This is a genomic window from uncultured Ferrovibrio sp. (genome assembly GCF_937960835.1).
In the GTDB taxonomy this organism is placed as follows: domain Bacteria; phylum Pseudomonadota; class Alphaproteobacteria; order Ferrovibrionales; family Ferrovibrionaceae; genus Ferrovibrio.
Genome location: NZ_CALGPC010000015.1, coordinates 147,659 through 160,870, shown reverse-complemented (window position 1 = coordinate 160,870; position 13,212 = coordinate 147,659). Strand labels below are relative to the sequence as shown.

Annotated in this window: 14 protein-coding genes; 11 read left to right on the top strand and 3 right to left on the bottom strand. The window is 62.0% G+C overall.

The features are described 5' to 3' along the window. Positions 1 to 16: 16 nt before the first annotated feature. The gene (soxY, locus tag Q0603_RS14830) at positions 17 to 484 is read right to left on the bottom strand and encodes a thiosulfate oxidation carrier protein SoxY (RefSeq protein WP_298727015.1); all 468 of its coding nucleotides are present in this window, start codon (positions 482 to 484) and stop codon (positions 17 to 19) included. Positions 485 to 713: 229 nt separating this feature from the next. Here soxY and Q0603_RS14825 point away from each other — a divergent pair, with 229 nt between their 5' ends. Beyond that, the gene (locus Q0603_RS14825) at positions 714 to 1,628 is read left to right on the top strand and encodes an alpha/beta fold hydrolase (RefSeq protein ID WP_298727013.1); all 915 of its coding nucleotides are present in this window, start codon (positions 714 to 716) and stop codon (positions 1,626 to 1,628) included. 5 nt (positions 1,629 to 1,633) lie between these two features. Here the strand turns inward: Q0603_RS14825 and Q0603_RS14820 are convergent, their stop codons facing one another. Continuing rightward, positions 1,634 to 2,287 carry a TerC family protein gene (locus Q0603_RS14820; protein ID WP_298727011.1) on the bottom strand — a complete coding sequence of 218 codons (654 nt, stop codon included), beginning with the start codon at positions 2,285 to 2,287 and terminating at the stop codon, positions 1,634 to 1,636. A 224-nt stretch (positions 2,288 to 2,511) separates the two neighbouring features. Between Q0603_RS14820 and hutG the strand changes: the two genes are divergently transcribed. The 8 genes from hutG to phoB all read left to right on the top strand — a co-directional run bounded on the left by hutG (position 2,512) and on the right by phoB (position 10,449). Continuing rightward, positions 2,512 to 3,315, top strand: coding sequence for an N-formylglutamate deformylase (gene hutG / locus Q0603_RS14815; protein ID WP_298727009.1), 804 nt, complete (start codon positions 2,512 to 2,514; stop codon positions 3,313 to 3,315). A gap of 9 nt (positions 3,316 to 3,324) precedes the next feature. After that, the gene (locus Q0603_RS14810; protein WP_298727007.1) at positions 3,325 to 4,740 is read left to right on the top strand and encodes an ATP-binding protein; all 1,416 of its coding nucleotides are present in this window, start codon (positions 3,325 to 3,327) and stop codon (positions 4,738 to 4,740) included. Between the two features lie 486 nt (positions 4,741 to 5,226). Next, positions 5,227 to 6,282, top strand: a complete 1,056-nt coding sequence (gene pstS, locus Q0603_RS14805) for a phosphate ABC transporter substrate-binding protein PstS (protein WP_298727006.1) — start codon at positions 5,227 to 5,229, stop codon at positions 6,280 to 6,282. Positions 6,283 to 6,371: 89 nt separating this feature from the next. Continuing rightward, on the top strand, positions 6,372 to 7,352 hold the full coding sequence (pstC, locus tag Q0603_RS14800) for a phosphate ABC transporter permease subunit PstC (protein WP_298727004.1): 981 nt from the start codon (positions 6,372 to 6,374) through the stop codon (positions 7,350 to 7,352). A 1-nt stretch (position 7,353) separates the two neighbouring features. Beyond that, entirely contained in the window at positions 7,354 to 8,193 is an 840-nt protein-coding gene (gene pstA / locus Q0603_RS14795) for a phosphate ABC transporter permease PstA (RefSeq protein ID WP_298727001.1), read from the top strand. Beyond that, positions 8,190 to 8,993 (top strand): phosphate ABC transporter ATP-binding protein PstB, encoded by an 804-nt coding sequence (gene pstB / locus Q0603_RS14790; protein WP_298726999.1) that lies wholly within the window; start codon positions 8,190 to 8,192, stop codon positions 8,991 to 8,993. Before pstA ends, pstB begins: the two co-directional genes overlap by 4 nt. A gap of 17 nt (positions 8,994 to 9,010) precedes the next feature. Then, positions 9,011 to 9,733 (top strand): phosphate signaling complex protein PhoU, encoded by a 723-nt coding sequence (phoU, locus tag Q0603_RS14785; RefSeq protein ID WP_298726997.1) that lies wholly within the window; start codon positions 9,011 to 9,013, stop codon positions 9,731 to 9,733. Further along, positions 9,730 to 10,449 carry a phosphate regulon transcriptional regulator PhoB gene (gene phoB, locus Q0603_RS14780; RefSeq protein ID WP_298726995.1) on the top strand — a complete coding sequence of 240 codons (720 nt, stop codon included), beginning with the start codon at positions 9,730 to 9,732 and terminating at the stop codon, positions 10,447 to 10,449. Before phoU ends, phoB begins: the two co-directional genes overlap by 4 nt. Positions 10,450 to 10,518: 69 nt before the next feature. On the opposite strand, the gene Q0603_RS14775 is transcribed toward phoB, so the two are convergent. Beyond that, positions 10,519 to 11,148: an ABC transporter substrate-binding protein gene (locus Q0603_RS14775; RefSeq protein WP_298726993.1), complete on the bottom strand. Its 630-nt coding sequence runs from the start codon at positions 11,146 to 11,148 to the stop codon at positions 10,519 to 10,521. Positions 11,149 to 11,304: 156 nt separating this feature from the next. Here Q0603_RS14775 and Q0603_RS14770 point away from each other — a divergent pair, with 156 nt between their 5' ends. Both Q0603_RS14770 and metF read left to right on the top strand, forming a co-directional pair. Next, positions 11,305 to 12,303, top strand: a complete 999-nt coding sequence (locus tag Q0603_RS14770; protein WP_298726991.1) for a metalloregulator ArsR/SmtB family transcription factor — start codon at positions 11,305 to 11,307, stop codon at positions 12,301 to 12,303. After that, positions 12,300 to 13,211, top strand: coding sequence for a methylenetetrahydrofolate reductase [NAD(P)H] (gene metF / locus Q0603_RS14765; RefSeq protein WP_298726990.1), 912 nt, complete (start codon positions 12,300 to 12,302; stop codon positions 13,209 to 13,211). The genes Q0603_RS14770 and metF overlap by 4 nt, the downstream gene beginning before the upstream one ends. The last annotated feature ends 1 nt before the right edge of the window (position 13,212 follow it).

The window sequence follows — 13,212 nt, the reverse complement described above, 5'->3', positions numbered from 1 at the left end:
TTCCGATATCCGTTGATCAGCTGCCGCAGCCGCCGATGGTGACCTTGACCTCGCGGGCGGTGCTCCACACGCTGCCATCGTTCATCACGGCCACCGCGATGATGTTTTGCGTCTCCGCCATGCGCATGCGGAACTGCACTTCCGCTTTGCCGTTGGCCGGCGATAGCCTGAAGCTGGCCACGCCTGGCGCCGGATTCCGGTCGGCCAGAACATGCAGCTCCCGGACGTAATCCTGCTCCGTCATCGGGCTGTCGACGCTGATCGTGACCGGCACCGAATTGCCGTTCTCGGCGACCTCCTGGGTTTTGATCTGAACCTTGCCGGGCTTGGGCTCGGCCTTCACCAGATCGTTCAGCAGCTTCCTGGCTGTTTCCGGCGTCGCTTCGGCGCGCAGCGGAACCAAGGTGACGGCAAAGCTGCCCACCACCCCAAGCGCCGTCACCGCTTGGCGGCGGCTCAATCCCCGGCGGAGAGGCTTGGTCATGACAATCTCCTGTCCAACCTGCCCGGCACGCGGCGCCGGCTTATCTTTAATCCGTGTTTCGCGAGTGCTGGCTGCACAGGGAGTGACAGCGCGGCGGTAAGAGCAACGGCTAAAACACACAGGATTTGTGCAACGAGCAAAAATATCATTTCTGCATGTTATTTTTCTTATTGAGGCCGATCAATAGTCTCGCACCGGTAAAGGGCTGTGTCTGGGAAGGAAATGACGCATGGCTGGCCGCGTTGTCTCGCTCATTTCCGCAATCGGCTTTCTTGTCCTGATACCTCTTCATCAGGCTCAGACCGAGCCGGTGCGGCTGGTCCATGACGGGCGCGGCCTGAACGGGGAAGTGAAGCTGGCCGCAGGAAAGTCCATGACGGACGGGATAATGGTCCTGGTCCACGGCGCCATGGCGCATCACCGGATGGCGATCATGCAGGCGCTGCAAACCCTGCTGGCGGAGCGCAGCATCTCCTCCCTGGCCGTCACCCTGTCGCTCGGGGTTGCCAACCGCAAGGGGACTTACGATTGCATTAAGCCGCATCGCCACAACAACGCGCAGGTGATCGCCGAGATCGGTGCCTGGGTGGATTGGGCTGCAAAAAACGGTGCGGCGAAGATCGGTCTATTGGGGCATTCACGCGGCGCCACGCAGATTGCCCATTATGCGGTGCAGGCCGGCGACAGCCTGCCCAGTGCGGTCAAGAAGATCGTGCTGGCGGCGCCGTCGACTTTCGATCCGGCGAGTGCCATTTCAGATTACAGACGCCGTTTTGATGGCGATCTTGCTGCGATTTTGAAGCGGGCAGAAGCCATGGTCGCCGCGGACCGGGGCGGCGACCTGATCCCCGGGATCGGCTTCCTGAATTGCAAGAGGACCGATGCGGCGGCAGCGACCGTTCTCGATTACTACGCTGCCGATGGCCGCAACGATGCGCCCAGCCTGCTGGCGCAGATTCAGCGCCCTGTGCTAGTAGTGGTTGCAGGCGGCGACAGGATCGTGACGGATTTGTCCGCCAGGCTGGCGAGCGCGCCAAAGCCTGCGCAGTATGCGGTCGGCACCATCGATGGCGCCGACCACATGTTCAACGGGTCATACAGCGTGGCTCTCGCCGACGCGGCTGCCAGTTTCTGGGCCGAGTAGCGGCCTCAATTGCCGTTCAGCACACCTTCCACGAAGGGGGCAACCTGCCAGCCGCCATCCCAGATCATGCGCAGCGCGACATAGGCGATGATCAGCAGGCCAATATAGGCAATCCAGTGGTAGCGATCGAGCAGACGGGCGATGAACTTCGACGCCACCGCCATCAGCGCGATCGACAGCATCAGACCAAAAGCCAGGATGAAGGGATGCTCGCGCGCAGCCCCTGCCACCGCCAGCACGTTGTCGAGTGACATGGACACGTCGGCCATGATGATCTGGAGCACCGCCTCGCGCCGGGTTTTCGGCGCCGGCTTCTCGCTGTCGATGCCCTGCTTCTCGGCGGCGTCCGCCTTGGCCTGCTCGCGCAGCTCGCGCCACATCTTCCAGGCCACCCAGAGCAGCAGAATACCGCCCGCGAGTGTCAGTCCGATGATCTGCAAAAGCTGCACCGCGATGCCGGCGAACAGGATGCGCAGCGCCGTTGCAGCGAGAATGCCGTAAATGATGATCTTGTTGCGGTCCTTGGCCGGCAGTCCGGCTACGGCCATGCCGATGACGATTGCATTGTCACCCGACAGGATGACGTCGATCAAGATGACCTGCAGAAACGCGCTGATCTCGGCGGCGGTGACCGTCAGGCCGAAGAGGGAGATGTCCATCGAAAGGGCTGCCTTCTGGCTCTAATGGGGAATCTTGAAAAGTGGTCGCACTTTAGTCCAATCCCTCCGGATGCTCAAATGAGATGGGGCAAATAGGATACGGCCTCAGACTGCTTCAAGGCCGGCTTTTCGTGAAATATTGAAGATCCGGCTATCGCGGCTTGGCGGGCGGGTGGCCCTTTGTTACCTATGGCTGAGATAACCCCTCAAGCATTTTACCTATCATGGCCGACGAGAACGCTCTGTTCACTCTTCTTCCCGCACGCACGCCGCTTCTGATCGACATTCCTCATGCCGGCCTCGGCCTGATGCCCGGCATGGAGGCGCGCATGACGCCAGCCGGATTACGTCGGGCGGATACCGACTGGCATGTCGAGAAACTCTACGACTTCGCCAGCGAGACCGGTGCGGGCCTGATGGTGGCGACGCATTCGCGCTACGTCGTCGATCTCAATCGTGATCCGTCCGGGCAGGCGCTTTATCCCGGCGCGGACAACACGGAGATCTGTCCCACGCGTGGCTTCGATAATGCGCCGATCTATCAGGATGGCGCCGCGCCGGATGCCACCGAAGTCGCAACGCGCGTCGAGAAATACTGGCATCCTTATCACGCTCGTCTGGCCGCAGAGCTGGAAGCCATCCGCGCACGGCATGGCTACGCGATCCTGCTGGATGGCCACAGCATTCCCGCCGAGGTGCCGCGTTTCTTCTCCGGACGTCTGCCCGATCTCAATCTCGGAACCAATGACGGCAAGAGCTGCGCGCCGGATCTGGCGGCGAAAGCGGTTGAGGTTCTGGCTTCGGCACAGGGGTTCACCCATGTCCATAACGGCCGCTTCAAAGGCGGCTATATCACGCGCCACTATGGCCGGCCCCATGAGGGCTTTCATGCCTTGCAGCTCGAGATGGCCCAGGCCTGCTACATGGACGAAGCGCGCCCCGAGCATTGGGATGCACAGCGGGCGCAGCCGCTTGTGGCCGTACTGCGCCGTCTGGCGGAGACGCTGCTGCGCTGGCGGCCGGCGTAAGAGGGCGCGATGTCAGGCCGCGGCAACGGACGCTTTCCCTATACCCGCTGGCTGACGTTGTTCCTGATGCTTGGCCTGCCGGTCGCGGGCGTCGTCTGGCTGGCTTATCTCCTCGATGCGCTGATGTTGGCAGCCGCCTGTGGCTTGCTCGCCGCCTTGCTGGCGATCGTGGCCCTATTCGCCGCCTGGCATACCAATGCGGCCTGGCAGGTGCTGCGGCGTACTGAAGAGATCGTCGGCCAGGATGCGCAGGCGCCGCAGAAATGGCATGCCTTGACCATGCTGGGCGAGCTTGGCGCCACCGTCGAGCGGATGCACCAGATTCTCCTGGATGAGAAAGGGCAGGTGGTGCTGCAGACCACTACGGCCGATGCGATCCTAAACGCTTTGCCCGATCCGGTCCTTCTGCTGGATGCCCATCGCCGCATAGCGCGGGCCAATTTTTCTGCCCGCAAGTTCTTCGGCAATGACGTGATCGGCCACGACCTCGCTGTGGCTTTGCGTCATCCGACCGGGCTGGAAGCGGCCGATGCGGTGCTGACGGGCGATGCCGAGCAGGTGGCGGCCGATCTCACCCTGCCGGTGCCGGATGGCCGCAGTTTCAGCCTGCGCGTGGTGGCCCTCCCGGCCTCGCGCGAGAATACCGCTGCGGTGCTGGCGCTGCATGATGTGACGGCTTTGCGTAAGGCTGAAAAGATGCGCGCCGATTTTGTCGCCAATGCCAGCCACGAACTGCGCACGCCTCTGGCCTCACTGGTCGGCTTCATCGAAACCCTGCAAGGTCCGGCGAAAGATGACGAGGATGCGCGGATCCGCTTCCTTGGCATCATGAAGGAGCAGGCGGCGCGCATGTCGCGGCTGATCCAGGATCTGCTGTCGCTGTCACAGATCGAACTGCGCGAGCATGACCGACCGTCTGATCCGGTCGCGCTGGCGCCCTTGCTGCGCGACACCGCAGCAGCGCTGCAGCCGCAGGCGCAGGCGAAAAAAATGCCACTCAGCCTGGATTTAGATGAGACACTGCCGCCGGTCCGCGGCGCGCGCGATGAACTCCTGCAGGTCTTCCAGAACCTGATCGACAACGCGATCAAATACGGGAAGGCAGAGACGCCGGTGGAAATCCGGCTTGCCCGCATCCAGGAGGCCCATGGCGGCGAATGGGTTGAGGTTGCGGTGCGCGATCACGGTGAGGGCATTTCGCGTGAGCATCTGCCCCGCCTGACCGAGCGGTTCTACCGCGTCGATTCCGCCCGCAGCCGCGATCTCGGCGGCACCGGCCTCGGCCTTGCCATCGTGAAGCACATCCTGAACCGCCACCGGGGCCGGCTGGTCATCGACTCCGAACTGGGGCAGGGTAGTGTGTTTGCCATCCGTCTGCCCCTGTCGCCGGCCTCTTCCTCCGAAGGGGAAGACAAGGACAGTTAACGGTCCGCCGCAGACTCGGGCTCTCAGGTACAGGCTCGGAAATCGGGTCCGACTCGCGCGGCGTAACCGCACGCTTGGCCAGAATGACGATGATTAATGGAAGAACACCTGCCCAGACGTCATGCCACGGCTTGGACGTGGCATCCACGAGTAATTTTAGTAAATACTGTTATAATAATGTGAATCTCGCAGTTTTACATATATTCAATAAAAATTAATGAGAATAATTAAGATTACACTTCAAATATAATTTAATACTTACAAAAGTAATATTTGAAATGTCAGCCTATAGCTTGGAGAAATTCTAATAATATCAGAATTATTATTGTTGTTTTCCTTTTCTTCTGCCTGCGGCACCTCCCCCGCACCCACAACGATTCTTCCAACTGTCATATTCCTGCAAACTATGAGTCATATGCCGTCTCTATCTTCCGCCGCGGCCGATCGAGGCAGATCGTCCTGGACCTCATGAGAAGGGAGAGACCCGTGTTTCATTTGAAGCCTGTCATGCTGAAGGCGGCAGTCGTTGCTCTGGTGGCGAGCGTAAGCCTGGGCGGTGCCCGGGCCGCCGATATCTCCGGCGCCGGCGCGTCCTTCCCCTATCCGATCTACACCAAGTGGGCTGCGGCCTATAAGAAGGAGACCGGCATCGGCCTGAATTACCAGTCCATCGGCTCGGGCGGCGGCATCAAGCAGATCAAGGCCAAGACCGTCACCTTCGGCGCGTCCGATATGCCGCTGAAGGCCAAGGATCTGGAAGATTCGGGTCTGGTCCAGTTCCCGATGATAATAGGCGGCGTCGTGCCGGTCGCCAATATCAAGGGCATCAAGCCGGGCGAGCTGGTGATCGATGGTCCGACTCTCGCCAACATCTTCCTGGGGAAGGTGAAAAGGTGGAATGACGAGGCTATCAAGAAGCTGAACCCGGATATTGACCTGCCGAAGAGCGCCATCGCGGTGGTGCATCGTTCGGACGGCTCAGGCACCACCTTCCTGTTCACCGATTACCTGTCGAAGGCCAGCGCCGCTTGGAAGTCCGAGGTCGGCGCCGCCACCGCCGTGCAATGGCCCACCGGCATCGGCGCTAAGGGTAATGAAGGCGTCGCCAACATGACCGGGCAGACCGATGGCGCCATCGGCTATGTCGAATATGCCTATGCCAAGCAGAACAAGTTGACGCATCTGCGGATGATCAATAAGGCCGGCAAGGCCGTGCAGCCGGACTCGGCCAGCTTCAAGACCGCTGCTGCCAATGCCGACTGGGCCGGCACGCCGGGCTTTGAAGTGATCCTGACCGATGCGGCCGGCGACAATAGCTGGCCGATCACCGGCGCCAGCTTCATCCTGATGCATAAGAATCCGCAGGATGCGGCGTCGGCGGCCGAGGCACTGAAATTCTTCGACTGGGCCTTCAAGAGCGGCGAGGCGATGGCCGATGAGCTCGACTATGTCGCCATGCCGCAGAATGTTGCCGATCTGGTGCGCAAGGCCTGGAGTTCGCAGATCCAGTCTGGCGGCAAGCCGCTCTTTGCGGCTCAGTAGAAGCGTAAAGGCGCCTCCGGGCGGCTGGTGGAACCCGGCCGTCCGGAAAGCCCGAAAGACCCGGCATCGGCCGGCCAAAGGAGCAGGACGTGACAGATTGTGCAATGAACACTTCGGCGGCGAATACGCGGCGGACCGGGGCTTCACGTTGGTTCGCTCCGTCCGACAAGCTGTTTCATGGCCTCACGCTCTCGGCGGCGGTGTTCGTCCTGCTCCTGCTGGGCGGCGTCATCGTTGCGCTGCTGGAAGGCGCCTGGCCGGCTTTCGCCAAATTCGGCTTCGGCTTCCTGGTTTCGCAATCCTGGAACCCGGTGACCGAGCAGTTCGGTGCCCTGGCACCGATTTCCGGCACGCTGATCACCAGCTTCATCGCCATGCTGCTCGGCATTCCGATCAGCATCGGCATCGCCATCTTCCTCACCGAAATCTGCCCGATGTGGCTGCGCCGCCCGATCGGCATCTGCATCGAACTGCTGGCCGGCATCCCCAGCATCATCTTCGGCATTTGGGGCCTGTTCGTCTTTGCGCCCTTCATGCAGCGCAACGTGCAGCCTTTCCTGATCGATACCTTCGAGGATGTACCCATCCTCTCCAACCTGTTCGCCGGGCCGCCTTACGGCATCGGCATCCTGACAGCCAGCCTGATCCTGACCATCATGGTCCTGCCGTTCATCACCGCGGTCACCCGCGACGTGTTCGAAACCGTCCCACCGGTGCTGAAGGAGGCTGCCTATGGCCTTGGCAGCACGACCTGGGAAGTCACGCGGTATGTCGTTCTGCCCTATACCCGCGTCGGCGTTGTAGGAGGCATCATGCTAGGGCTTGGCCGTGCGCTCGGCGAGACCATGGCCGTGACCTTCGTCATTGGTAACGCGCACAGGATTCATGCCTCGATCATCGGGCCGGGCACTACGATCTCGGCCACCATCGCCAATGAATTCACCGAGGCAGTCGGCGATATCTACACGGCTTCGCTGGTCGCGCTGGGCCTGATCCTGTTCCTCATAACCTTCACCGTCCTGGCCATCGCGCGCTACATGCTGATGCGCCTCAACAAGAGGGCGGCCTGACATGGATCTCTACGCGCGCCGCCGCTTCCGCAGCAACATGGTGGTCATCCTCTCGGTGGCCGCCGCTCTCTTGGGATTGTCCTGGCTGGTGATGATCCTTGGCACCCTGTTCTTTGAAGGACTGGGTGGCCTCAATCTCGCGGTCTTCGCCGAGATGACACCGCCGCCCGGCCAGGATGGCGGTCTGCGCAATGCCATCGTCGGCACGTTGCTGATGACCTCCATCGCCGTCGTCATCGGTACGCCGATCGGCATTCTTGCCGGCACCTATCTGGCCGAATATGGCCGCCACGCCAAACTGTCGATGGTGGTGCGGTTCATCAATGACGTTCTGCTGTCTGCGCCCTCCATCGTGATCGGTCTCTTCGTCTACGAGGTGATGGTCATCCATATGGGCCATTTCTCGGCCTGGGCGGGCGCCGTCGCGCTGGCGATCATCGTCATCCCTGTGGTGCTGCGCACCACTGAAGACATGCTCAATCTGGTGCCGAACGGATTGCGCGAAGCGGCAACCGCACTTGGCGCGCCGCGTTATTTCGTGATCCGCAAGGTCGCCTACAAGGCAGCCCGCAACGGCATCCTTACCGGCATCCTGCTGGCGGTGGCGCGCATCAGCGGCGAGACGGCGCCGCTGTTGTTCACCGCGCTGAACAACCAATTCTGGAGCCTCGATCTGAATGCGCCGATGGCGAACCTGCCGGTCGTCATCTTCCAGTTCGCGCTGAGCCCTTACGAGGACTGGCGCCGTCTTGCCTGGGTGGGCGCCCTGCTGATCACCGTTGCCATCCTCGCGCTTAACATCATTGCTCGCCTGCTGGCGGGACGGAGCCGTACGAAATGAATGTGCAAGTAGCCGACACCGCGCTCGAAACCGAAGGCGAGAAGCTCAGGACGAAAGTCTCCATCAAGAAGCTTGCCTTCTATTACGGCGAGACCAGAGCGCTGAAGGATATCGACCTGCCGCTTTACGACCGCAAGGTGACGGCTTTCATCGGCCCCTCGGGCTGCGGCAAGTCCACATTGCTGCGGGTCTTGAACCGCATCTATGAGATGTATCCCAACCAGCGCGCCGAAGGCCGTGTGATGCTGGACGGGGTGAATATCCTGGACCCGAAGCAGGACGTGAACCTGCTGCGCGCCAAGATCGGCATGGTGTTCCAGAAGCCGACCCCGTTCCCGATGTCGATCTACGAGAATATCGCCTTCGGCATCCGCCTGTATGAGCGGCTGTCGAAGGATGAGATGGACCAGCGGGTGGAAGACGCGCTGCAGCGCGCCGCCCTCTGGAAGGAGGTCAAGGACAAGCTGCATACCTCCGGCCTCGGCCTTTCCGGCGGCCAGCAGCAGCGCCTTTGCATCGCCCGCACCATTGCCGTGCGGCCGGACGTCATCCTGCTGGACGAGCCCTGCTCGGCGCTCGACCCGATCTCGACGGCGAAAATCGAGGAGCTGATCGACGAACTGAAGAGCGACTACACCATCGTCATCGTCACGCATAATATGCAGCAGGCGGCGCGTACGTCCGACTATACTGCATTCATGTATCTGGGCGAGCTGGTGGAATTCGGAGAGACCCGAACGATATTCACGCATCCGGCCAAGCAGCAGACTCAGGATTACATCACAGGCCGCTTCGGCTGAGCCAGACGAGGTAGAAGATGCCCACTCAGCACATAGTCCAAAGCTTCGACGACGAACTGCGCAGGCTCGCCACCCTGATCGTGCAGATGGGCGGCTTGGCGGAGCAGCAGCTGGCCAGTGCCGTCGAAGCCGTCGTGCGCCGCGACAGCGATCTTGCCACCGAGGTGGTGCAGAACGACGCTAAGCTGGACACGATGCGCACCCAGATCGATGATCTGGCGATCGAACTGCTCGCTCGGCGCCAGCCTTTGGCGAACGATCTGCGCACCGTCGTTTCGGCTCTGCGCATCTCGTCCGAGATCGAGCGGATCGGCGATTACGCGAAGAACGTGGCCAAGCGCAGCATCGCGCTGAACCAGGCGCCGCTGGTCAAACCTGTCCACGCCATCCCGCGCATGGCGGCGCTGGTTCAGGCTTTGATCAAGGATACGCTGGACGCCTATATCACCGCGGACGCGGCGAAGGCCGACGCCGTCTGGGCGCGCGACGAGGAAGTCGACGAGCTCTATACCAGCCTATTTCGTGAACTGCTGACCTATATGATGGAGGATCCGCGCTCCATCACCGCCTGCACGCATCTGTTGTTCATCGCCAAGAATATCGAGCGTATCGGTGACCACGCCACCAATATCGCCGAATTGATCCACTACACGGTCAAGGGCGAGATGAAGAAGGAGGAGCGTCCGAAGGGGGACGATACCGCTTATGCGGTTGTGACGGCCCCGGGAGGCAGGCAATGAGTCTGTCGATCAAGCCGCGAATCCTCGTCATCGAAGACGAGGCGGCGCTGCTGGCTTTGCTGCGCTACAATCTGGAGAAAGAGAATTACACGGTCGATGAGGCGACCGATGGCGAACAGGCCCTGCTGAAGGTGGCCGAGCATCTGCCCGATCTGATCCTGCTCGACTGGATGCTGCCGCGGCTTTCCGGCCTGGAAGTCTGCCGGCAATTGCGGCGCGATCCCAACGCGCGCAATGTGCCGATCATCATGCTGACGGCGCGCGGCGAAGAGGCGGATCGCGTGCGCGGCCTCGATGCCGGCGCCGACGATTATATCGCCAAGCCTTTCAGTCCAAGCGAATTGCTGGCCCGCATCCGGGCTGTGCTGCGCCGCATCCGCCCGGCTCTGGCCGAAGAGATGCTGACCTATGGCGGTCTGGTGATGGATATCGCCACACATAAGGTGACGCGCAACGGCCGTGACATCCATCTCGGCCCGACCGAATTCCGCCTTCTGCGGTATTTCCTTGAGCATCCCGGCCGCGTGCTGTCGCGCGATCAGCTCCTGGATGCCGTCTGGGGCCGCGACATCTATGTCGAGCAGCGCACGGTGGATGTGCATATCCGCCGCCTGCGCAAGGCGCTCAACAGCAACGGCGAGCAGGACATTATCCGCACGGTGCGCTCCGCCGGCTATGCGCTGGAGCTGACACCCTCGGCAGCGATGTCGGCATGACGGGATGGCCCCGCTGAACGAAAAAGCCCCGGCGTAACGGGGCTTTTTTTATTGTAGCTGAGACGCCGGTCAGCGGCGGGCGATCTGCTTCCGCATGGCATTGAACAGGGCGTCGATCTTGCCGCCGTTATTCTGGATGACGGATTCGAACTGCTGGCGCTGGGTAAACGCCATCGACACGCCTTCCACCACCACATCGGTCAGCAGCGGCTTGCTGTCTTTGTCCTGCACCTTCCACTCGACGCGGATGGGCGGACCGTTCGGCCGGTTGATGAAGGATTCGACGATGGTTTCCTCGCCGGTCGGGCGTCCGCCGCGCACTTCCAGCGTCTCGCCGTTATATTGCGAGAGAAGCTGGGAATAGACCTTCACGAGATAGTCTTCGAACAGGCCGCGATATTCCTGGCGCTGGCCGTCACTGAGGCTGCGGTTATAGCGGCCGAGGCAGAAACGACCGACTGCGTCCAGATCGAGATACGTGGTCAGCAGATGACGGACCAGATCCTCCCGCTTCTCGGCGGTGAGGCTGCGATCGCCCAGTGCCGACAAGGTCCGGCTGCCTACCTCGCGGATGAAGTCGTCCGCCTTGGTCTGGGCCATGGCCGGGACGGACAGGAAGAGCGACAGCCCCAGCAGGATAAAGCCGGCCAAGGTCAGGCGGCGCCGGGTGAGGCAGGTATGAAGCGGGGCAGGGCTCATCGACATTGATCTAACACATAGACTGAAAAAGGGTTTCGGGGGCCCGAAGACGAGGCGGGGAAGAATAGATAGCCCGCCTACCACATTAACTCCATGATTCTTTGAGGCTGAAACGGAGTATACAAATACATAAAGATATGTTTATATTTTCTGCAAATGACCGAACCTACCCTGACCCTCGATACCTTGATGGCGGCCCTGCGCGCTGCGGCCGAGCCGACGCGCCTGCGCCTGCTGGCGCTCTGCGCCCAGGGCGAGCTGACGGTAACTGAGCTCACCCAGATTCTGGGGCAAAGCCAGCCGCGTGTCTCCCGCCATCTGAAGCTGCTCTGCGAGGCGGGACTTCTGGAACGTGTGCCGGAAGGCACCTGGGCTTTTTATCGGATCAACGATCAGCTTCCCGGCGCCCCGCTGGTGCGCGCCCTGTCGGGCCTGCTGCCGCCCAACGACACGACGCTTGCCCGCGATGCCGAACGCCTGGGGGCGGTGAAGCGCGCCCGCGCCGAAGCCGCCGAAGCCTATTTTCGCGACAATGCCGCGCAATGGTCGGCGATTCGCTCCCTGCATGTCGATGAAGCCCAGGTCGAGGCCAAGGTGCTGAAGCTGATCGAGGAGGCGGGGCCAATCGGTGACCTGCTTGATATCGGCACCGGCACCGGCCGCCTGCTGGAAATCCTCGCGCCGCAGGTCAAGCGCGGCCTTGGCGTCGATCTCAGCCGCGAAATGCTGGGCATCGCGCGGACCAATCTCGAACGCGCCGGCATCCGCCATTGCCAGGTGCGTCAGGCCGACATGTATGCCCTGCCGCTGGATAACGCCAGCGTCGATGCGGCTGTGATCCATCAGGTGCTGCATTTCGCCGACGAGCCGCAGAAGGTGATCGCCGAAGCCGCCCGCGTGCTGAAGCCCGGCGGCCATCTCGTCATCGTCGATTTCGCTCCCCATGATCTGGAAGACCTGCGCGCCCGCCATGCCCATCGCAGGCTCGGCTTCGCCGATGCCGAACTGCGGCAGTGGTGCGCCGCTGCCGGCCTGCAGACCGATCCGGTGATCGCCCTGCCGGGCCAGCCTTTGACCGTTCATATCTGGCGCGCCCGCAAGCGCGGCGCTGTCGCCGCCCATCCTTCCTCTTCCCGCGAAAGTGCCGCCGCATGATTCACTCCGACAGCACCGCCTACGCCGCGCGCCGTCCCGGTCCGCTGAAGATTTCCTTCGAATTCTTTCCGCCCAAGACGCCGGAGATGGAAGAAAGCCTGTGGCGCAGCGTCACGCGTCTCGCGCCGCTCAATCCGCGCTTCGTCTCGGTGACCTATGGCGCTGGCGGTTCGACGCGCGAGCGCACCCATAACACCGTCGTCCGCATCCTCAAGGAAACCGGCCTGAATCCGGCGGCGCATCTGACCTGCGTTGGCGCCAGCAAGGGCGAAGTGAACGACGTCGCCGAACATTACTGGGAAGCCGGCATCCGCCATATCGTCGCCCTGCGCGGCGATGCGCCTGAAGGCACCGGCAAGTTCGTGCCGCATCCCGACGGCTATGCCAATTCCACCGATCTGATCGCGGGCCTGCGCAAGCTGCGCGATTTCGAGATCAGCGTCGGCTGCTATCCGGAGGGTCATCCGGATTCGACCTCGCCGCGCGTGGAACTCGATCACCTCAAGCGTAAGGTCGATGCCGGCGCTGCGCGCTGCATCACCCAGTATTTCTTCGACACGGATGTCTATTTCCGCTTCCTGGATCGCGCCCGCTCGGCCGGCATCACGGTGCCGATCGTGCCGGGCATCCTGCCGGTGACCAATTTCAAGCAGGTCGTGCGTTTCTCGGCTGCCTGCGGCGCCTCCGTGCCGGCCTGGCTGGCTGACATGTTCGACGGGCTGGATGACGACGCCGAGACGCGCCGCATGGTCGCCGCCCATGTCGCTTCCGAGCAATGCCGCCGCCTTCTTGCGGCCGGCATCGACGAGTTTCATTTCTACACGCTGAACCGCGCCGACCTGGCCTACGCCATCTGCCATGTGCTGGGCGTGCGGCCGCCGGCCAAGGCCGATGAAGCGGCGGCCTGAG